At 44.6% G+C, this 20,959-nt stretch carries 22 protein-coding genes; 14 read left to right on the top strand and 8 right to left on the bottom strand.

Features of this window, described 5'->3' with window-relative positions; genetic code table 11:
- The first annotated feature begins 5 nt into the window (after window positions 1–5).
- The 7 genes from EQO05_RS11340 to thsB all read left to right on the top strand — a co-directional run bounded on the left by EQO05_RS11340 (window position 6) and on the right by thsB (window position 6,891).
- A complete protein-coding gene (locus EQO05_RS11340) occupies window positions 6–668 on the top strand; it encodes an MBL fold metallo-hydrolase (protein ID WP_128506595.1) in 663 nt (220 codons plus the stop codon).
- A 383-nt stretch (window positions 669–1,051) separates the two neighbouring features.
- On the top strand, window positions 1,052–1,795 hold the full coding sequence (locus tag EQO05_RS11345; protein ID WP_128506596.1) for an ABC transporter ATP-binding protein: 744 nt from the start codon (window positions 1,052–1,054) through the stop codon (window positions 1,793–1,795).
- Window positions 1,777–3,000, top strand: coding sequence for a SufD family Fe-S cluster assembly protein (locus EQO05_RS11350; protein WP_128506598.1), 1,224 nt, complete (start codon window positions 1,777–1,779; stop codon window positions 2,998–3,000). Before EQO05_RS11345 ends, EQO05_RS11350 begins: the two co-directional genes overlap by 19 nt.
- A gap of 480 nt (window positions 3,001–3,480) precedes the next feature.
- A complete protein-coding gene (locus EQO05_RS11355; RefSeq protein ID WP_128506675.1) occupies window positions 3,481–3,840 on the top strand; it encodes a MarR family transcriptional regulator in 360 nt (119 codons plus the stop codon).
- Between the two features lie 6 nt (window positions 3,841–3,846).
- Entirely contained in the window at window positions 3,847–4,464 is a 618-nt protein-coding gene (locus tag EQO05_RS11360; RefSeq protein WP_205793793.1) for a 4Fe-4S binding protein, read from the top strand.
- A gap of 117 nt (window positions 4,465–4,581) precedes the next feature.
- Window positions 4,582–4,719 carry a hypothetical protein gene (locus EQO05_RS15785; protein WP_205793795.1) on the top strand — a complete coding sequence of 46 codons (138 nt, stop codon included), beginning with the start codon at window positions 4,582–4,584 and terminating at the stop codon, window positions 4,717–4,719.
- Window positions 4,720–5,256: 537 nt separating this feature from the next.
- Window positions 5,257–6,891 (top strand): thermosome subunit beta, encoded by a 1,635-nt coding sequence (gene thsB, locus EQO05_RS11370; RefSeq protein WP_128506600.1) that lies wholly within the window; start codon window positions 5,257–5,259, stop codon window positions 6,889–6,891.
- 318 nt (window positions 6,892–7,209) lie between these two features.
- On the opposite strand, the gene EQO05_RS11375 is transcribed toward thsB, so the two are convergent.
- Window positions 7,210–7,599: a DUF473 domain-containing protein gene (locus tag EQO05_RS11375; protein WP_128506602.1), complete on the bottom strand. Its 390-nt coding sequence runs from the start codon at window positions 7,597–7,599 to the stop codon at window positions 7,210–7,212.
- A 4-nt stretch (window positions 7,600–7,603) separates the two neighbouring features.
- Window positions 7,604–8,350 carry a proteasome assembly chaperone family protein gene (locus tag EQO05_RS11380; protein ID WP_128506604.1) on the bottom strand — a complete coding sequence of 249 codons (747 nt, stop codon included), beginning with the start codon at window positions 8,348–8,350 and terminating at the stop codon, window positions 7,604–7,606.
- 374 nt (window positions 8,351–8,724) lie between these two features.
- Here EQO05_RS11380 and EQO05_RS11385 point away from each other — a divergent pair, with 374 nt between their 5' ends.
- The 5 genes from EQO05_RS11385 (at window position 8,725) to EQO05_RS11405 (ending at window position 14,480) form a co-directional block, all read left to right on the top strand.
- Window positions 8,725–9,312: a pyruvate kinase alpha/beta domain-containing protein gene (locus EQO05_RS11385; protein WP_128506606.1), complete on the top strand. Its 588-nt coding sequence runs from the start codon at window positions 8,725–8,727 to the stop codon at window positions 9,310–9,312.
- A gap of 155 nt (window positions 9,313–9,467) precedes the next feature.
- Entirely contained in the window at window positions 9,468–10,940 is a 1,473-nt protein-coding gene (gene tgtA, locus EQO05_RS11390; protein ID WP_128506607.1) for a tRNA guanosine(15) transglycosylase TgtA, read from the top strand.
- A 213-nt stretch (window positions 10,941–11,153) separates the two neighbouring features.
- Entirely contained in the window at window positions 11,154–12,095 is a 942-nt protein-coding gene (locus EQO05_RS11395) for a UbiA prenyltransferase family protein (RefSeq protein WP_128506609.1), read from the top strand.
- A 14-nt stretch (window positions 12,096–12,109) separates the two neighbouring features.
- Window positions 12,110–13,267, top strand: a complete 1,158-nt coding sequence (locus EQO05_RS11400; protein WP_128506611.1) for an NAD(P)/FAD-dependent oxidoreductase — start codon at window positions 12,110–12,112, stop codon at window positions 13,265–13,267.
- A 73-nt stretch (window positions 13,268–13,340) separates the two neighbouring features.
- On the top strand, window positions 13,341–14,480 hold the full coding sequence (locus EQO05_RS11405; protein ID WP_128506613.1) for a radical SAM protein: 1,140 nt from the start codon (window positions 13,341–13,343) through the stop codon (window positions 14,478–14,480).
- A gap of 274 nt (window positions 14,481–14,754) precedes the next feature.
- Here the strand turns inward: EQO05_RS11405 and EQO05_RS11410 are convergent, their stop codons facing one another.
- Together EQO05_RS11410 and serB are read right to left on the bottom strand one after the other, a co-directional pair.
- Window positions 14,755–15,612, bottom strand: coding sequence for a coiled-coil protein (locus EQO05_RS11410; protein WP_128506615.1), 858 nt, complete (start codon window positions 15,610–15,612; stop codon window positions 14,755–14,757).
- A 49-nt stretch (window positions 15,613–15,661) separates the two neighbouring features.
- On the bottom strand, window positions 15,662–16,330 hold the full coding sequence (serB, locus tag EQO05_RS11415; RefSeq protein WP_205793797.1) for a phosphoserine phosphatase SerB: 669 nt from the start codon (window positions 16,328–16,330) through the stop codon (window positions 15,662–15,664).
- Window positions 16,331–16,771: 441 nt separating this feature from the next.
- Here serB and EQO05_RS11420 point away from each other — a divergent pair, with 441 nt between their 5' ends.
- Window positions 16,772–17,602: a F420-dependent methylenetetrahydromethanopterin dehydrogenase gene (locus EQO05_RS11420; RefSeq protein WP_128506677.1), complete on the top strand. Its 831-nt coding sequence runs from the start codon at window positions 16,772–16,774 to the stop codon at window positions 17,600–17,602.
- A gap of 143 nt (window positions 17,603–17,745) precedes the next feature.
- Here EQO05_RS11420 and EQO05_RS11425 read toward each other — a convergent pair whose 3' ends face one another.
- Both EQO05_RS11425 and EQO05_RS11430 read right to left on the bottom strand, forming a co-directional pair.
- Window positions 17,746–18,132: a DUF2111 domain-containing protein gene (locus EQO05_RS11425; RefSeq protein WP_205793799.1), complete on the bottom strand. Its 387-nt coding sequence runs from the start codon at window positions 18,130–18,132 to the stop codon at window positions 17,746–17,748.
- A 120-nt stretch (window positions 18,133–18,252) separates the two neighbouring features.
- A complete protein-coding gene (locus EQO05_RS11430) occupies window positions 18,253–18,915 on the bottom strand; it encodes a DUF166 domain-containing protein (RefSeq protein ID WP_128506619.1) in 663 nt (220 codons plus the stop codon).
- A gap of 174 nt (window positions 18,916–19,089) precedes the next feature.
- Here EQO05_RS11430 and tmk point away from each other — a divergent pair, with 174 nt between their 5' ends.
- Window positions 19,090–19,707: a dTMP kinase gene (gene tmk / locus EQO05_RS11435; protein WP_128506621.1), complete on the top strand. Its 618-nt coding sequence runs from the start codon at window positions 19,090–19,092 to the stop codon at window positions 19,705–19,707.
- Between the two features lie 42 nt (window positions 19,708–19,749).
- Here tmk and EQO05_RS11440 read toward each other — a convergent pair whose 3' ends face one another.
- Window positions 19,750–20,010 carry a hypothetical protein gene (locus EQO05_RS11440; protein WP_128506623.1) on the bottom strand — a complete coding sequence of 87 codons (261 nt, stop codon included), beginning with the start codon at window positions 20,008–20,010 and terminating at the stop codon, window positions 19,750–19,752.
- A gap of 115 nt (window positions 20,011–20,125) precedes the next feature.
- Window positions 20,126–20,860, bottom strand: coding sequence for a HisA/HisF-related TIM barrel protein (locus EQO05_RS11445; protein WP_128506625.1), 735 nt, complete (start codon window positions 20,858–20,860; stop codon window positions 20,126–20,128).
- Window positions 20,861–20,959 lie beyond the last annotated feature (99 nt).

A 20,959-nucleotide genomic window follows, 5' to 3' on the forward strand; every position in this document is an offset into this window, starting at 1 on the left:
GATCAATGTTCAGGCTTACCATTGTTTACGACAATAAAGCCAGTAAGGATTTTACAGGAAGCTGGGGTTTTGCAGCTTTTATTGAAACAAACTTCGAAACCCTCCTTTTCGACACCGGATGGGATGGACAGCTCCTTCTGGAAAATATGAAGAAGCTCAATATTGATTCTTCCGGTATCAGAAGATTAATTGTTTCCCACCAGCACTGGGACCATATAGGCGGTCTCCCTGAGATTCTTCAGGCAAACCCCGGGATTAAGGTTTATGTCCCTGCCTCTTTTTCGGAGAACCTGAAAAAAGAAATCAGGAAAAGAGCTACTCTTATTGAAATAAGAGAGTCTGTCGAAATCTCTCCGGGAATAAGAAGTACAGGAGAACTCGGAGACAAAATAAAGGAGCAGGCGCTGGTTCTGAATACAGGAAACGGGTGCTATGTACTTACAGGCTGCGCTCACCCCGGGCTTGCTGCAATTCTTGATAGTGCCAGCCGCTACGGGGAGATAAAAGGACTTCTCGGAGGGCTTCATGATAGCGAGGAGTTTGAAAGGTTGAAAGAGATGGATCTCATAGCAGCAGGGCATTGTACCGCTCACAGGGAAAAGATAAAAGAGCTCTTCCCGGAAAAGTTCGTAGAGATTGAAGTCGGCCTGTGCCTGGATCTTGAGTAAATTAATTTTTACTGCAGAATTATCCTGTTAACAGGATTGTTTGCTCTAAAAATCAAAAATTAGAGAGTTTTATTTTTGCAATTCTCATTTTTAATCCTGAATTTAAAACCGAGTCTTTTAAAGAATTCTGAGTTTTAGGGCTTTATTTTAGTATACATAAAATTTACAGAGAATGTATAGTTAGAAATATAATGTCCTCTAAAAAGAATAAAAGATTTGGTCAGAATAACGGGAGTCAGGCAAAGATGCCGTACTCCAATTTTCGTTGTTCTCATGCCATATTGAATTCACTTTGGAGAAGACGTTTTTTGTTAAATTTTCCCGATGACGGGCAAAAAGTAGAGGGGAACCGTATCAAAAATGAAATAAAGGGAGAAATGTCGATGCTGGAAATAGAGGATCTGACTGTAGAGGTGGATGGAAAAACTTTACTTCACGACGTAAACCTCGAAGTCAAGAAAGGATATACCAATGTGCTTTTCGGACCAAACGGAGCCGGGAAATCGGCACTGATGAGAACAATTATGGGTTTTAGCGAGTATAAAGTTGTAAAAGGCAGAATTCTCTTTAATGGGGAAGATATTACCAGCCTTCCAGTGGATGAAAGAGCTCGCAGGGGACTGGGAATTATGATGCAACGCCCGCCTGACATGTCCGGGATTAGGCTTAGAGATCTTATAAAAGTGGTATCGAAAGGAAAGAAAGATCCTGAGGCTCTTGCCGAAAACCTGAATATGAACCGTTTCCTGGATAGGGATGTAAATGTGGGCTTTTCCGGAGGAGAAATCAAACGTTCCGAGCTTCTGCAACTTGCAGCCCAGAATCCGGCCCTTTATCTTCTGGATGAACCCGAATCGGGAGTAGACCTTGTAAGCATAGAGCAGGTTGGACTGACAATAAAAGGCTTACTTGAGGAAGGCATAGCATGTCCCGGTGAAAGCTGCATAAGGGGAAAATCAGCCTTAATAATCACGCACACCGGTCAGGTTCTTGATTACGTAACCGCAGACAGGGGATATATTCTTTGTAATGGAACAATCAAATGTTCAGGAAATCCTCTGAAAATGCTGGAAGAGATAAAGAGCAAAGGTTATGAGGAGTGTTTGGAATGCAAGCTGATGAAGTGAACCTGAAAAAAAGAGCTGAAAGTGCAGCCGGGAAGAAGGCAACCTTTGGAGAGGATTTTGAACTGGAGAGATTTGAGGAAGGTTCCAGAATTAGCAAGCCTATAGAAGACCTCCAGACCCTTGACGAGGAAAGCAAAAGAACCCTGCTCCAGGTAGGAGTGGTGCCCAGCGAAGAAGGCCGATCTGGCAGTCTGCTGGTACTTGATAACACAGTTTCGCATTCCTCCCTGAAAGACAAAAATGTAGAACTCATGTCCACCCGGAAAGCCCTGCAAAAATACGAGTGGCTCAAAGACTACTCCTGGAAACTTGTGGCTGTCGATACCGACAAATATACGGCAAAAACTTACCTTGAAGACGCGGATGGATACTTTGTCCGGGTGCCTGCGGGTAAGAAATCAGCCCTCCCGGTACAGACCTGCCTTCTCCTTGGCAGGGATAGGGTCTTCCAGACCGTGCACAACATCGTGATAGTAGAAGAGGGAGCCAGCCTTGACATAATTACAGGCTGTACGGCTAAAAAAGAAGTGGAAGAAGGCTTGCACCTGGGAATTTCCGAGATGTACGTAAAGAAAGGCGCAACTCTGAATTTTACAATGATCCATAACTGGGCTGAGCAGATAGGGGTCAGGCCAAGGACAGTCATCCATGTAGAAGAGGGAGGGACCTACGTAAGCAACTACATCTGTCTGAAACCGGTCCGTTCCGTCCAGACCTACCCGACTGTCAAGCTCGAAGGAAAAGGAGCAGTGACCAGGCTCAATACTATAGCGATTGCCCATCCAGGCTCTGAACTGGATCTTGGAAGCCGGGCTATTTTCAATGCGCCCGGTACGAAAGCCGAACTCATCTCAAGGACTATCACAATCGGGGGAAGAATAGTTGCAAGAGGGGAAATGATAGGCAATGCAAAAGGAGCAAAAGGGCATCTTGAATGTAAAGGGCTTGTCCTTACCGACAAAGGAAGCCAGCTTGCAATTCCCATCCTTGAGGCAAATGTAGATGATGTCGAACTTACTCATGAGGCTGCAGTGGGAAAAATTGCTAAAGACCAGGTGGAATACCTGATGGCAAGAGGCCTTACTGAGGACGAAGCCGTGGGCTTGATAGTGCGCGGGTTCCTGGACGTGGGAATAAGAGGAATTCCGGAAGAACTGAGAAACGAGATAGAAAATACAATCGCACAGACAGCCTTTGGAATGTAATCAGGACAGCCTGACAGGGTGTGCGAATCCGGCAGGAAAAAAGGAGAAACCTGCCGGCTCTTTTTAAGAATTTACGAATTTTAATGGACATAATGCGTGAGTAATGAGGATTTCCTGTGGAGAAGGAAGCCTGAAGTTTAATTATGTTAATTAAACCGCAGTTTGCAAATTAAAAACAGATATAAAAATACTGCTATAACAGATGATTATGTAACGAAAATTATAGAAGTTATAATACGAAGTATAGATACTCTTCAGGCAGATGCATCTTTTTTAAGGATAAAAAAGAAGAGACTCTACCTGCAGTCTGCCTCTCATTTTTTGTATGGGAACTTTTATTTTTTGCACACAGGTAAGACTGGAAAAACAGTGATAAAAAATGCAGTACTTCCTGTTTTTGGCTGGAGAATACAGTACATGGCATCGTATATATACTACGGCAATAATATTACAGTACTGCAATACTTTAGAGGGATTGAAATGATAGACTTTGCCTGTAAAGAGTTCAAAATTGAAGATGTGATTAAGTGTGCCCTTAACCTTACAAAGGCAGATTTGAATGTTATGAAGTATTTCCTGAATGAGAAAGAGCAGTGGGTTGACACCGACTATCTTTCAAAGGTTTTGAAGCTGGATATTTCCACAATCCAGCGTTCCGTCAAAAAACTGCATGAAAAAGAGATTTTACAGAGGTCACAGCAAAACCTGGATGGTGGAGGCTATGTCTTCAAGTATAAAGTCAACTCAAGGGCAAAAATAAAAAATATTATAATGTCCGTGGTGAACTCCTGGGCTGACCGGCTTGGACAGGAACTTGAAAAATGGGAAAACGGAGGCTGATTTAATTTGCTTAAAATAACACCTTATCTGGGAATTCTGGTTCTTATAGTATCTATTGGAGGGCTCTGGTATCCGGCACTCGGGTACTTCATGCTGCTGATTTTTGCCGCGATCTTCCTGATCAGTCCTTTCAGGGGCCGGTGGTTCTGCGGAAATCTCTGCCCCAGGGGAAGCTTTGTTGATTTCTGGGTCAGCAAAATTTCAAGGAAAAAGAAGATTCCAGATACTGTACGAAGCCTGTGGGTCCGCGTGCCAGTTTTTTTCCTGCTAATGGGCTTTATGGGGTACAGGATAGCAAACATTCTCGGAAGTCTCAATACTTTTGAAAAAATCGGCATGGTGTTTGTAACCATGTGTCTGGTGACAACTGCAATAGCATTCCTCCTGGGCACTTACCTGAGCCCGAGAACCTGGTGTTCATTCTGCCCTATGGGAACAGCCCAGCGCCTGATTGGTGGGAAGAGATACCCTCTGAAACTCACAAAGGAGAAATGCATTAACTGCGGCAAATGCGATAAAGTCTGCCCCATGCAGCTTAAAGTCCGTGAAGAAGGCAAAAAACCCGACTGTATCAAATGCGGTCGGTGTGTAAATGCCTGTCCTAAAAATGCCTTGCAGTTTTGAAGTTCACTAATTTCATTTTTTGAAGTTTTATGAAACCGACCTGATGCTTGAGCTAATGTCCCAGATAATGGAAGCTATGCCTGTCCCGCTTCAGGCGATGATAAACTGGTTAAATACATGCCTGGTATGGATGCCATAATTAAACCCATGATGCCGGTTATTATGCCCAGGCTCATACCAGCGATTATACCAGAAATCATGCCCGATATGCTAAAAGCCGTAGAAAGAAGAGTTTCTATGCCTGATTATCTGTGAACAGCTTCCTGACCTTACGCCGAAGGCTATGGAGAACCTGATGCCAAATATGCTTCCCGAACTTATACTCCGGCTGACTCCGCGCATGATTGAGCATATAAAAACATATTGAGAGTTCTTTGTACGAAATCCGGGTAGGGGTAATGAAGGGAGAATTTCAGAACCCTTTCCCCCCAATTTTAAAACTCCAGTTTTTAAAACTGCCTGAAGATCGTTCTTTTATATCAGCCATGCTCTTCTCGCATATTTCTCACAGTCTCTTCTCATATCCAAGCCAGTACAGAATTTTTTACAGAAGATAGTCCCAGAATCCGGAGTTTGAATCTCTGACCTGGCGCTCCCGGAAAAAAGCCCTAAAAAGGTATTAAGAGATTCCGGAGACCTTGTTTTTTGATTCAGGAACTTGCGTTCTAGAGGAATTCTTATATAGAAGTGCTTGCATTAAGAATAGGAAAATTACGCACAAAGGTAACGTGCTCAGTAATACAATTAATAAAAATTCATAAAAATTCATATCATTATAAAGGAGATTTAAGCTTGGCAGCACAACCAATCTTTATTTTAAGGGAAGGCAGCAAGAGAACCCATGGTTCCGATGCCCAGCACAACAATATTATGGCCGCAAAAGCGGTTGCTGAAGCTGTAAGGACCACTCTTGGGCCCAAGGGTATGGACAAGATGCTTGTAGACTCCATGGGTGATGTTGTTATCACCAACGACGGAGCAACAATCCTCAAGGAAATGGACATCGAACACCCAGGTGCTAAGATGATCGTCGAAGTAGCCAAGACCCAGGACGCCGAAGTCGGAGACGGAACCACCACCGCAGCCGTACTTGCAGGGGAATTCCTGACAAAGGCCGAAGACCTGCTGGAAAGCGGAGTCCACCCCACGGTAATTGCAAGCGGTTACAGGCTTGCGGCAGATCAGGCTACAAAGATCCTGGATACGATAACTATCAGTGCATCTCCTGAAGACACGGAGACTCTCGAAAAACTTGCAGCCACAGCCATCACAGGAAAGGGTGCAGAGGCCAATAAGGATCACCTTTCCATGCTAGCTGTTAAGGCTGTTAAGTCCATTGTTGAGGTAAGTGAAGATGGGAAGATCACTGTTGATATCGAGGATATCAAGACCGAAAAGAGGCCCGGCGGAAGCATTGGAGACTCCGAGATTATCGAAGGTGTAATCGTTGATAAAGAACGCGTTCACACAGCTATGCCGGAAATTGTGGAGAATGCAAAAGTTCTGCTTTTAAGTGTGCCCATCGAACTCAAGAAGACCGAGACCAAAGCCGAAATAAAGATTACCACCCCTGACCAGATGCAGCTCTTCTTAGATCAGGAAGAAGCCATGCTCAGGGAAATTGTGGAAAAGGTGATAAAGACAGGCGCAAACGTGGTCTTCTGCCAGAAGGGTATTGATGATCTCGCACAGTACTATCTGACAAAAGCGGGCATCTTCGCCATGCGCAGGGTTAAGAAAAGCGATATGGACAAGCTTTCGAGGGCAACAGGCGCAAAGATCATTACAAGCATGGATGAGATCGAAGAATCCGACCTTGGCTATGCCGGTCTCGTGGAAGAAAAGGATGTTACTGGTTCCAGAATGACCTTTGTTACAGGCTGTAAAGACAGCAAGACCACCTCAATTCTCCTTCGGGGCGGAACCGAGCATGTAGTTGAAGGAATTGAGAGAGCCCTCGAAGATGCACTCAGAGTCGTGGGTGTTGCTCTCGAAGACCAGAAGATCGTTGTGGGCGGCGGCTCACCTGAAATTGAACTGTCTCTCAGGCTCAAGGAATACGCAGCAACCCTTAAAGGCAGGGAACAGCTTGCTGTAACGAAATTCGCCGAGTCCCTCGAGATCATTCCTCATACCCTTGCAGAAAATGCAGGGCTTGACCCGATCGATATGCTTGTGGAAATGCGCTCCCAGCACGAGAAGGGCAACAAACGTGCAGGACTCAATGTATACACCGGCAAGATCGAGGACATGTTCGAGAACAATGTTGTCGAACCTCTGAGGATCAAGACCCAGGCAATCAATGCAGCTACTGAAGCCGCGATCATGATTCTCAGGATCGATGATGTAATTGCTTCATCCGGTGTTGGAGGAAGAGCAGGCCCGGGTCCAGGCGGCATGGGCGGCGAAATGCCTGAAGAAATGTAAATAATCCAGAATATAAATTAAGGAATGCCGGAGATTCCCAGCATTCCGAAACCTTTCTTTTTTAAAAGCTTCCCATATAAGTTCAGAATATATTTTCAATGAGACGTTCTAGAAAAATCTTCAGTCTAGAAGATTTCTGCGATCTGTTTTTAGAAAAGCTTTTAGATATTTTCTATGGGGAAAATTCAATAATCTCTTGTTGGAAAGCTTTTTCAAGCATTCGAAATCAAGCATTCGAAAATTAAAAAAATGTTTTTTAATATCTTTTTAAACAGAATATTACCAGATTGCCGGATTTACGGTAATCGGTAAAAACTGTTATCTGGCTTCATAGCAGGAAATTTCCCTGGCATCTACTTTCACTGGTTTCCCAAGTTCGTTTGAAATGACACTTCTTACCCTTGCCATGCATCTGCACTCAAGCTGGATGCGGGCTGACATTGCTTCTCGTTCCTCGATATAAAGCTCATTCGAACTGACAACGGAATGGACAGAAACTTGCTTCTGTACAACCTTTGCAATGAGTCCCTGAGTTCCGTCCGTGAGATCCTGAAGGCTGGTAGAGGTCAGGAGAACACTGTCTCCTGCGTTAAGCCCGAGTACTCCTACGAAATTTTGAGGACTCCGAATCTCAAGAGTCCTGAGATTGTGTTTCTTCAGGACCTCGATAAGAGAATCAGCAATTCCTGTTAACGCGATGTACTCCATGGGATCACCCGTACATTGGGAACTCCTTCTTTACTTCTCCTTTCTGCTCGGTAGTCTGAACGTCTTCAGCAAGCTTCTGGAGTTCGACTTCTATGCGTTCAGCCTGCTCTATAAGCCGTTCCGTGCTTATTGAAAGTCCATAGAGATCGTTTAGAACTTCAATAACAGCAGAGGCAGCCCTTGGATCAGGATTTTGAGTTCGGGTAGCTCCAAGCAGGCTGAACGCAGGAATTTCACGCAGTAAACATTCAGCCATTACGCTGCCCGATATCCCGGAGATAGTTCCCATCTGGAAAACTTCTACCTTGTCCCTGATTTTATTCAGCATATCCGAAGTGGTGGCTGCCCCGAAGACTTTATGCCCCCCGTCCATTATAGCAATCCCTGCAATGGAAGCAATTTCTCTTACATTAATAGACTCGGCCCAGTCCACCAGAGCATTACTGACATCATAAGATACCGTGTGACTGATAGGAATATCGGAGATTACAACAATCAGGTTATGCTCCACGTTTTCGTAGATCCTCACAGGCATGTTTATAAGCCCCTCATAAAGTACTGCAATCGAGGGGAAATACCTGGACTCAATAGAGCCGATATATTCCATTTTCAACTCTTCTATCAGATGCTGACTTGCAATATTCCCCACTAGCCCGATTCCGGGAAACCCTTCAATCAAAACAGGATTTTTTGATTGCACAGGTCTGGTAATTATCTTCACATCATTGTTGTCATAATCTGTATTTGACAAATAACCACCTCGGCGAAATACAACCCCTATGACTATATCTGATCTAATCCTAGATAAACAAGTTTCTCAGCAGCCCGGATCACACTACTTTCATATACATTATTAGAAAACGTGTAATGATCCCGAGTTTCCAACCACCATAACCCTATTTTGATAAAAGAGAACCTTTTTGATATATATCTTTTCTCCTGACATGAGAAAATAATTCTGACGACCGGATTACAGTAAATTCATGTTTCGTTTCCCCGATGGAAAGTCTGACAGAGATCTGATTCTATAGAAGTTAATCGATAGAAAGAATATAATAGATAGAAGGAACCGTAAAAAGAGTTCTAGAAGGAAAGAGAAATTCGAGTACAGGAGGAGAAAAATTCATGGAAAAATCTATTGTCTATTTTGATAGTGTAGGAGAATCAAATACAGAAGCCGTCATTGAAGCGGCAGCAAAAAGGGCTGCAGAACTTCAGATTTCCCATATTGTAGTGGCAAGCACCAGCGGAAAAACCGCACTGAAAATGGCAGAAGCAGTAAAGGGAAGCAGCATAAAAGTTATTGGAATAAGCCACCAGTACGGGCAGAAGGAAAAAGGAGAATGGGAAGTGGAAGAGGAATACAGGAAGAAACTTGAAGCTCTTGGGGCAGTAATTACCACTCAGTCCCATATGTTTTCCGGAATTGAACGCTCTATAACAAAGAAGTTCGGCGGTTATTCACGAGTGGAAGTAATTTCCGACACCCTTAGATCTCTTTTTGGAAAAGGTTTTAAAGTAGCTATTGAAGTTGCAATTATGGCGGCTGATTCAGGCCATATCCCTGTTTCCGACGACACTGAAATTATAGCTATAGGAGGCACAAGATGGGGTGCAGATGTAGCCCTTGTGCTCAGGCCAGCTCATAGCGGGGATTTCTTCTCCCTTCAAGTTAGGGAAATTATTGCCATGCCGCGAGTGAAAGAAGATTAAAGTAGAAATTCGGGGTAAAAAATAATCCATAGTATAAGTGATAAGGATTCTTATCTCAGGTTGGGGAGTAGGTCCGGGTAATTCGCCGGAATTCGCCCCGGCTTCCTGCCATTCCCCAAAGATAAATATATCTGAGAGGCATGTATAACCCCGGCATGTCAGCAATATTCGAAATTCTCGATAAGGACGCAGGCGGCAGGATAGGCAGACTCAGGACTCCCCACGGGATTGTTGAGACACCTACCGTCATGCCTGTGATTAATCCAAACATTCAGCTTATCCCCCCGAACGAAATGCGAAATTTCGGGGCAGAGATCCTGATTACCAACTCTTACATTATCTACCGCAAGGAAGAACTGAGGAGTGTTGCCCTTGAAAAAGGACTGCACGGGCTCCTGGATTTTGACGGACCCATTATGACGGATTCGGGTTCCTTCCAGCTTTCCGTATACGGATCGGTGGAGGTTACGAATGAGGAAATTCTCGGGTTCCAGCAAAAAATAGGAAGCGATATAATTGTCCCGCTGGATATCCCGACGCCTCCTGATGTTCACTTCAGGAGGGCTGAAGAAGAACTTGCGGTCACAGCCGAACGGCTTGAGGCAGCCCGCAGGTTTGTCCAGGGCGAGCAGCTTCTGGCAGGTCCGGTCCAGGGCTCGACCTATCCCGAATTGAGGGAAAGAGCTGCTTCTCATCTTAAAGATCTCGATTTTGAAGTTTATCCCCTGGGTGCCGTTGTTCCGCTCATGGAAGCCTACCGTTATGCGGAATTAGTTGACGTGATTGCTGCATCCAAAAAGGGACTTTCTCCAGCTGCCCCGGTTCATCTTTTCGGAGCAGGACATCCCATGATGTTTGCTCTTGCAGTAGCCCTGGGCTGTGACCTTTTTGATTCGGCAGCCTATGCCCTTTACGCCAAGGACAGCCGCTATATTACTGTAAACGGGACTTACCATGTTGAAAAACTAAATTATCTGCCCTGTTCCTGTCCGGTCTGTTCAAGGTACAGCGCAGAGGAATTGAAAAAAGCCGACAACCGGGAAGAACTCCTGGGAAGGCATAACCTTTACGCGACCTTTGCTGAGATCCGGCTGATTAAACAATGCATAAAAGATGGAAAATTGCTCGAGCTTGTTGAGCAGCGCTGCCGTGCTCACCCGAAGCTTCTCGACGGGTTGAAGAAGCTTTATACTCATTCTCCCTGGCTCGAACAGCTTGATCCGGCTACAAAAGGCACTTTCTTTTACTGCGGGCCCGAATCCGCTTCCCGTCCCGAAGTCCTTCGTTTTGGAAAGCGGCTGGAAAGGTTCAGCCTGCAAGGCTCTGTAGTCATCAGGACAGGCACCGTAAAGGGAGAGAAAGATTACGACCAGATTCTTATCTTCAAAGCGCCTTTCGGAGCATTTCCTGCCGAAATGGAAGAGGTTTATCCCTTCAATGCCGAGGTTCCGAAATTTCCGGATTACGAAGCCCTTAACACAGCTCTTTTAAATACGCTTAGACTGATGGAACTGAACCCGCAAGCCGAGTTTACTTTTGTCTGCGAGAAGGAGTTCAGGCATCCGCTGATTGAAGAGGTAAGCAAAAGAGCAAAACTGGTATACAGGGAAGACTGGAGAAAAGAATAAATACTGAACAGCTTATTAACGGCGCCGTATATTCTCCAGCCTTTTCAGGCGTATTCAGAATAAAAATCTGCCTCAAAAAGTTAAAAAGAAAACTTTTTTGAGGTACAAACCTTTATAGAATTACCTGCAAAGAACCCTCTAACAGGGAAAAAGCCAGAATACAAAGTTTGATATAAAATTCCCTTACAAACCGGAAAAGCCTAGGTGAAACTATTGTCCCTCACAGCAAGAATCGGTGAACTCAGTCCTTATCTGCGACTGCTGAGACCCGAACTCTACTACATGGACCTGACCCTACCTGCCTCGAGTGCAATCCTTGCTTCCTATCTGGCAACCGGAGGGCTTCCTGAATATCTTCCCTTCCTGATTGCAGTAATAGGAGGCTTTGCAGCTATTACAAGCTCATATGTCTTCAATGATTGCTGCGATATCGATATCGATACTATCAACCTGCCAGGTCGTCCTCTGCCCTCTTCCAGAGTTTCAAAGAACTCTGCACTTTTATACGCCTTTTTTTTACTGGGAATTGCTGGCTCTGCAGCTGCTTATCTCAACCCTGAATCTCTTTTTATCCTTTTCATCGCAGCCGGAACCATTACCATTTACTCGATCTTTGCAAAAAGGAATACCTTTCTCAGCTTCTTACCGGTGGGTATTTCCTACGGGCTGGTACCTGTCGGTGTCTGGCTTGCCTTTGACCCTGCAGGAATTCTGAAAGGTAGCGATGGTGTTTTTCTCCCTTTGCCAGCTATTTGTTTCGGGCTAATGATATGCGTCACTGATTGGGCTTTCACCCTTGGAGGAGTTTCCAGAGATGTTGAGGGAGACAGGCTGAAAGGTGCCCCAACAATGCCCGTGACCTTTGGAATTCCCTTTACTGCCAGATTCATTACCTTCTGGTGGATTGTGGGAGTTATTGCTTCCTTAATAGTAGGATGGTCAGCTCAACTCGGGCCTGTGTATTTTGCAGGAGCTCTTGTTTCGGGACTCTGGCTGCTTGCCCAATGTTTTGATTTTATCAAACATCCTACCCCTGAAAGGGGCGGCACGCTCTTCCTTAACGGTTCAAATTATAGAGCGATCATGTTCGGGTCAATGATTCTTGATGTAGTACTGTGCATTTATACAGGAGCTTACACCTCAATTCTCTGGTAAAAAGGTAGAGAAAAATGGATACGGATATTATTGTAATTGGGGCATCTCCTGCAGGGCTGATGGCTGCAAGGAATGCCTGTGAAAAAGGGTCGTCAGTTCTTCTACTGGAAAAGAAAGAGGAAATAGGGTATCCACCCCATCCTGCAAATTCTTTTTTTAAGGGAATGCTTGATAAGTGCGGAGAGAAGGCAGACCCTTCCTATGTAGTGCATTATCTGAAAGGCATGAAGATTATCTCCCCTTCAGGCAGGATAGTAGAGGTTGAAGCGCCCGGCTACGCAATTGATAAAACAGCCTTCGACAGGTTTTACGCGAAGAAAATAGAAAGAACCGGCGTAGACCTTCGAGAAGGAGTAAAAGTTCAGACGATCCACAGAGAAGGAGAGAACTTTACTGTCAACACCTCTGCCGGAGCATTCAAATCAAAGCTTGTAATCATCTCCGACGGTATAAATTCAAAAATGGCTTCCCTTCTGGGCTTGAAAACAATGAAACACCCTGAGGATATTGCCTGGGGAATTGAACTTGATATCAGGAGTGCCGGACTTGGAAAACCGAAAATGTTTGAGTATTACGTAGGAAATCATGCCCCTGGCTGGAAAACCACATACGCCCCAAGAGGAGGCGATAATGCAGCAATAGGAGCCTATGTCCGCAGATGCGGTACGGATGCAGGGCCTTACCTTAATGCCTGGGTTGAAAATTTCAAAAAGCTTAAAGGGCTCGAAGAGCTTGAAATAGTAAGAAAGCTTTCCGGCGGAGATCCAATAGTAACAATTCCGGAGGATTACATAAACGATGGGATAATGGTTGCTGGCGGAGCAGCCGGTCAGTCAGGAATAGGCTATGCGATGAGAGCAGGTCAGATCTGTGGAGATGTGGCTGCAGATGCCGTAAAAAAAAGAGATGTCTCTAAATCTGTTCTGCAAGAGTACCAAAGGATCTGGGAAAAAGAATTTAAAGCCGAGCATTACCTGGGACGTATAGGGCTTGAGACCCTCAGGAAAATGACGGATAGGGAAATCGATGAGATGGTAAAGGTCTTTGAAAAGGAGGATCTCTCATTTATTCATGGAAGTTCAGTTGAGCAGGCAATGCAGGTTTTTGCATTCATGTTAAAGAAGAAACCCTCTGCAATCTTAAAGTGCAGGGCATTCCTAAGGAATTTATAAACTGAAGTTAAAAAGAGCAAGATAACAGAACTTATATTGACAATAGCATCAAATATCAGGTGCAGGAAGCAATATGCAATACGATTTCTATAAAAGCCCATTTATTAGAGTTTATACCGAAATCGAAGACGGGTACATGAGGATGAAGACCGGCGGGGCTGCGTCCATCCTTATGAGAAAAAATCTTGAGAAAAATCTCTCACTTTTTGAAGGTGAAAAGCCTGCAAAAATCGAGACAGGAAGGCTCATCTGCTCAACCTGGATGCCCCCGGTTCCAAGTACGGGTTTTGACCGCCTGGTAAAAAGCCAGCTTTCTTCCATTCTGGGAAAAATGATTCCGGACCAGGTAACTATTTCGATCACTGAAGAATGTCCGAATAACTGTATCCACTGTGCTCTGCCTGACACGAAAAATCGGGAAAAACTTGCCCCTGATACCGTGAAATCCACAATAGATCAGGTGCTTGAGATGGGCACAACCTTTGTAATCTTTGACGGAGGCGAACCCCTGACCTACTCGGGTCTCGAAGACCTGATAAGCTATGTGGACCCTGAAAAAGCTATTACAGGCATGTTCACCTCAGGAGTAGGCCTGACTGAAGAACGTGCAAGCCGTCTTAAAGAAGCAGGCCTTTATTCCCTTACTGTCAGCTTTGACAGTGCGTACGAAGAGAAACACGATTACGTCAGGGGCAGGAAAGGAGTATTTAAAAGCGCGGTCGAAGCCGTCAAAAACGGAGTTAAGGCAGGGCTGCTTGTAAATATCTATGTTGTACTTTCCAGGGACAACGTGAATGAGCTTGATGAACTGTATGCTCTTGCGACTGAACTTGAGGTCCACGAACTTTCATTCTACGAAATAGTTCCCACTGGCAGGTGGATGGATCACGCTTCCGAAATTATGACCCCGAAAGACCTGAGAAAATTTGATAATTTTGTCTCCAGAGCCAGGGAGAAAGAAGGACCAAGAGTATTTCCCATCCCTCAGGTCATGAGAACAACAGGCTGCATGGCAGGCCGGAAGTGGCTGCATATTACCCCTGAAGGGAATATTCTTCCCTGTGCCTGTATCCCGATTCCTTATGGAAACGTCCATAGAGACAGGGTAAAAGATGTCTGGAAAAAGATCAGGGAAGATCCTGCCTATAATGCAAAGTGCTGCCTTATGAGGAATCCCGAATTCAGGGAAAAGTACCTGAAGCTTTCAGAATAAACCGGGAGTAATTTAGAATTCTACTTTTTAACCCATTAATTTTATTTTTTAAGGTTCTCAGTTCGGTTTATAACTTTTTTGAGATAAAAAGTGGTAGCTATCAAAGCCGAAATCGCTTAAAGTACAGCATAACTACGCATAGAAAAGTCAATCTGACAAAAACAGAATTTATAGCAGATATAAAATGGTCCGGAATGAACCGAAAAAAATAAGGATGCAGGTTAAAACATACCTGCAACGGAAATTGATATTTTCAGCTAATTTATTAGATTAATTAGACTAAACCCGACCTCTGAAGAGTCATCAGGTCTTCGGTGGTGAGTTTTGCTCCGCCCTTGAACTTTTCGAAGATTGACTTGGCATCCTTCTGAAGCTCGGACTTGACAACGCGGGACTTTCCTTCTTTGTCCTTCTTCTTGAGCTTGAAAATTTCTTTGTCAAGATCCCGGATTTCCTTCTGGGCATTGATGAAAACCTTGTGCTGTTCATCAGCTGCTTCCTGGGCTTTTACAAACTCCCTGTGAGCAATGTCAGACTCTGCTCTGGTTCTGTCAGCCTCTTTGAAAGCGGTAATCATCTTCTCGTGATATTCCTGAGCCTGCCTGGCGTACTCAGCCAGCTCGTTGTGGAATTCTGAGGCTTCGTCCCGAATCTTCTGGGCTTCATCCAGAATATTCTTCAGTTCGAGGTTGCTTTCGAGCTGGACCTTCTTGACCTGATATTGCTTTTGAAGCTGAGTGATCTTGCCAACGAGTTCCCTTTCCTTGCTCGTGCTCAGGACTTCAGTCTGCTGGGCAAATTCAAGGCGGTCAATATCTTTTCTCAGGGCTTTGATCGATGGGCCACCCAGGTTGTTCTGCTTCCTGATAGAATCGGCCTTTGCAAAGAGCTCGTTTGCCCTGGCGTTGGTGTCGTCGCGCTTATTCTTGTATTCGCTGACCTTCTCATTAATTTCATCCCTGAGAACTTTTAATTCCTGGGCTTCGTTGATAAGGTCTTTTGTCTTCTTGTTAAGGTCGTTACGCTTTGCAGCGAGGGCGCTGGCCTCTGCGTTTAAAGAGTTTCTCTTATCTTTGGATTCTTCAGAAATGTCCTTCAAATCTGATCTTTTTTTCTGCAGTTCTTTTAGCATCTCTTATTGTGCCTCCCGATCCAGCAAAAAAGCTGGCATTTTGGTAGTTCTACTGTTCGATGTCGACATGCTGTGCCTGATTACAACATTGATAAGAAAGAGATTCAAGAACAGGGATAACGGCTCTAAGATCTTTTCTTGTTATGACCACGTCCGCATACTCCCTCAGGATGGGCTTGGGATTGAAAGCTATGGCAAAACCTGCCCTCTCAAAGATACAAGCATCGTTTGCGCCATCTCCCACAACCACACATTGCTCCGGCCGGACACCGTTGAGCCGGGTGAGTTCCTCGAAAACCTTCGCTTTTGAATCGCTCTGTGTGATGGGGCCGACAACTTTGCCTGTAAGGCAGCCGTCTTCCACAAGCAGTTCGTTGGAAACAACAAAATCGATGCCAAGCACTTTGCCTATTATATCAGCAGAGATAGTAAATCCGCCGGAGATCATTGCAGTCTTATAGCCCCTACTTTTGACATAGAGAATAAGTTCTGCGGCTCCCGGCATAAGATCGATATGGTCTACCGCATCAAGGGCAGTTTCAAGGGGAAGTCCCTTAAGAAGCCTGACCCTTTCGATAAGCGCTTGCTCGAAATCAAGGTCTCCATACATCGCTCTCGTCGTAATCTCCTCTACTTTGCTTACAACACCTGCAGCCCTGGCGAGCTCATCGATAGTCTCAGCGTCTATAAGGGTGCTATCCATATCAAAAACAATCATTTTGTTTTCAGTAGAATTATGCGTAGGACAGTTCACTCAATCAAAACCTGGACTTGAATAACTATTAGATATAGCGGGATAATTTCCCGAAAAAGGGCATGCTGCCTGGTGTACCTTCTTCAGGGGTACCCCCGCAACTTAGTATAATACATTTGCCCTGACATTAAAAGCCCACCAACGGATAAAGTTTTCAAATTATAATACGGGTCCTGTGAAACAAAACCACAAAACAACAGCATTGATGTCAACGTTTTTGAGTGAAATAAATCACATCCCTTTTAAGCTTTTCGGAGGGGAGAGGAAACATACTGAATAATAATTATAAATAACATATATATTTATAAAATAAGAATGATAAGAGGTGAAGTTTGCCAAAAGGATTATAAACCCTTTAGGAATTCCATTATTGAAGAAATTGGTTAACACAGGAATTTGAGAAAAATGGTCAACATAGGTTTTATAAAAATGGGCAACCTGGGAATGAGCCAGGTTATCAATCTGATCCAGGATGAGATTGCAGCGAGAGAGGGAATTACAGTACGCGCATTTGGTACAGGTGCAAAGATGAGCCCTGCCGAAGCCGCAGACACTGAAAGTTTCAAGCAGTGGAACGCAGACTTTGTGGTAATTATCAGCCCCAATGCAGCAGCCCCGGGTCCCACCGCAGCTCGTGAGATCTGGAAAGATGTTCCCTGCATTGTAGTCTCAGATGGCCCTACAAAGAAAGAAGCCAGAGAGGCTCTTGAGCAGGACGGCTTCGGATATATTATCCTCCCGGTAGACCCGCTTATCGGAGCAAAGAGAGAGTTTCTCGACTCCGTGGAGATGGCATCCTTTAACTCCGATGCAATGAAAGTGCTCTCCATTTGTGGTGTTGTTAGACTCATTCAGGAAGAACTGGACAGGCTAACCGATCAGGTTGCTTCCGGAAGATCAGGAAAGGAACTGGAGCTCCCCCACATTTTTGCAAAACCGGAGAAATGTGTTGAGCATGCAGGTTTCGCAAATCCCTACGCAAAAGCAAAGGCTCTTGCCGCACTTCACATGGCTGAGAAAGTAGCACAGGTTAACTTCCCTGCATGTTTCATGTTAAAGGAGATTGACCAGGTGTGCCTGACAGCCGCAGCAGGGCATGAGATAATGGGAGCTGCCGCGCAGCTTGCAATACAGGCAAGGGAAATTGAAAAGTCCAATGATACCGTATCCAGGCAGCCGCATGCAAAGAACGGCACCCTCCTGGCAAAAGTAAGATTATACGAGAAGCCGCAGTAAATCCCGGAAAACTTGAGGTTTAAAAACGGGAGCTTGATTGGAGGAGCAAAGAATTTCCCCTGGAAAAACAAGCGGGGACAGATCCTCCAATAACTACTTTTTTTCGATTTATGATTCGAGTATCCGGAGACTATTTACTAGTTTTATTTCTTTGCATCCTCAACTTCTTGCAATACTGAGGTGTATTCCTGAAAAACAGAGGGAAGGTCTACAGTGGCCAGTATATCCACAATCCCGAGAGCTGCAATAACTTTCCCGTCTTTTGAGCGAATGGGAGCAACAACTACGTGTTTTCCCCTGTATACACCTTCTGCAGGAACTTCACGGAAAACTTTGTTTGCTTCCAATACTTTTTCAAGCACTGGCCCTGTGTAGTCTCTGTCAAGGATTTCCCCTTTTTCCAGGCGAAGCCCTTTTCGCTTGAGACTGCGGATGGTTGTCGGAAGTCCGATGACCGAGTGTACTGCGACTGCTATTGCCTCAAGGTCTTCAGGCCCTGAGTCTTCTGAGATAGATAGGGTAGTAATCATTTTCACCCCCGTGAATAGCTGGAGACCGGGCAGGACAAAAAACGCGGGCTCTTCAAAGACGAAAAGCTGGACCCAATTTTCCAGTCATATTTATAATATATTTTTTCAAAGAATATATAATCACTCCTCATTCCCAAGAGCTTTTATGAATGCCTGCTTATGCAGTTCCCCTGACTCATGAATCCCTCCAAGGTCGCCGCGAGCCGCCCTGCAGGGGTAATGCTGGATATACAGCCCGGCTCTAGGGGGTGCATCCTTTGCCTCCATTCCAACGATTTCTTTTGCCATATGCCAGGTACTCCCGCATGGAGCTCCTCTTATTACTTTGACGCTGGCAATTTTCCCGTTTTCTGTCTTTACCTCTACAACAGGAGACCCGAAGAGGTCTGTAAACGGCCTGTTGAAAGCGTTGGGCTCGAGACTGCAGCAGATCTCATCTACCTCAATATCCATGCCTGAAACTTCAGAAATCTTATTGAGTTCGGGAATTGAAGCCCTGGAAGGTCCACCCGGAACTATGAGGGAACGCACGCCAGCTTCTGCCGCAAGCTTTGCAATTGAGGATGTCAGATCAGGATGCAAAGAGTAAGTAATGATGATTTCGGCCGAAAAAACATGCCTGTCGAAGTTGAGAGCTTCCAGGAATTCATCAGGCTCTTCAATAAACACAGGCACGAACTCAGGCAGGTCAGCAGCTATAACTGAAAAATCACTGTGTTCCCTGATAGTCTCAATCAGGCGGTGCCCGTATTTGCCCCTTGTGATAACTCCTATTACAGTCATTACTCCAAGTTATTTTTAATATTGTATAAATAGATGCTTATTTTATCTGAAATTCCTGCCTCGACTCGCCAGCTATACATGGAGTTAAAATCTTACCGTGAATCAAACTATGTAGAGTATAAATACAGATAACGCATTTCACTAAAAATCTCTTAAAGAAAAAAGACGGTATTTATGAGAGGGAAACTGATCACACTCGAGGGTATTGACGGCTCAGGCAAAAGTACGGTTGCGGAAAGGCTTCAGGAGAATCCTGAAATTAAGGCTTTTGGGCCTGTTTTTACAAGAGAGCCGACAAGAGGCACTCTAACTGGAAATGCCGTAGAAAGAGCTATCCAGTCGGATACCGACCAGCTTGCCGAGCTCTTCCTTTTTACAGCTGACCATGCCGAACATCTGGCAAAGATCGTGAAGCCTGCGCTTGAGAACGGAAAAACTGTAATCTCTGATCGCTATTCTGATAGCCGCTATGCTTACCAGGGAATTACCCTGAAAACCCGCCTGGAAGATCCTCTTGAATGGATAAAGAATCTACACCGGGGCTGGACCATTATTCCGGACCTGACCTTTCTCTTTGATATCAGGCCCGAAGTTTCAATTGAGCGCTGTGGAAAACGAGGGGAGCAAAGCAAGTTCGAAAAACTGGAGTTCTTAAGGGGGGTCAGGGAGATTTTCCTCAGGCTTGCGGCAGAAGATCCTGAACGTTTTATCATTATGGATGCTTCTCGCTCCCCTGAGCATATAGAAAAAGAAGTCGCTAGAAAAATTCTGGAGTTCCTGAGCAGGAACTGACCAGATACAAGGATAAAAAATTAAACCCGATAGAGTATCCCATTAGAGCCCATTATCGTCAGCGAATTTGATCAGAGCTTCCCCTAACATTCTTACATGGGCGGGGTTAAGGTTGAACCTGGATTTTTTCATGCCTCCCCTTTCCTTTGCTAGTTCAACATATTCTTTCTCAAAGCGGTCGCTGTGTGCAAGGGAGACCGTCATATACCAGCCTCCTCCCATCTTGATTTCCACATATCCGTCTCCGCTTCTCTCCTCAGTGTTTTCTTCAGTATTCTCATTAGATATATCTTTCTTTACCATACTTTAACCTCATAATCTCCTGGTTTTAATTGAAATCTGCTGTTCAAATACAAAAATACTCGATTATATACAAGACATATAAGGGCTGAAATAAAAAGCATTTCCGATATTCGGGTTATTTTTTATTGTCCGTTTTAAGCCCTGCACTCAATACAGCTGGAGAAACCAGTCCTGAATGGACGGCAGTTGCGACCAGCGCTCCTTTTATCCCGAGCTTATCAAGAATAAAAAGATCCTCCATATCCTTGACCCCTCCTGCAAGCAGCACACTGTGTCTGGAGCATTCAACCAGCTTTCGGAGGAAATCAGGATCAAAGCCTGAAGCTGTTCCAACCCTGTCAAGGTCAAGGAAAATAAGGTCTTTTAAGGGAAAATTATTTAACAGCTTTACGATCTCAAGAGGTGATTCAGGAAGTTCCGGATCTTTTTTCATGACTTTACCATGCTTTATATCAATACTGACACTAATCTTTCCGGGATTTCCGGAAGCTGCATCCTTTATTGCCGAAAGCGTACCAGTCTCTGTGCCTATTACAGCGGTCCCCGCAATGGAAAGAGCTTTATCTACATCCTGTGAAGATGTAATCCCGAAATCGAGCATTGTATCTGCCCTTAAACTTACTTCCCGGATTACTCCGAGATTCATTTCGAGAGGCCCCTTACCCTGAAGTACGTTAAGATCTGCAATGTAAATTTCCCTGGGCTGAAGGAATTCAACCATCTCCACAGGATTCGAGCTGTTACAAACGTTACTTGAATCTGAAACCGGACGGTACTTTTCCCTATCCCCGCCCTTTGCAAGAACTACGCTACGGTTAAATATATCCATCACAAGAATTACTCGGAACATACTTATTCAATAGCTGCATCATCCTATAAAAAAATATAAAATAAAGAGTATTGTATAAAAAGAATAATATTCATGATAGATTCCAATTCGGTATTTAGT

The sequence above is a fragment of the Methanosarcina sp. MSH10X1 genome (assembly GCF_004099695.1).
GTDB lineage: Archaea > Halobacteriota > Methanosarcinia > Methanosarcinales > Methanosarcinaceae > Methanosarcina.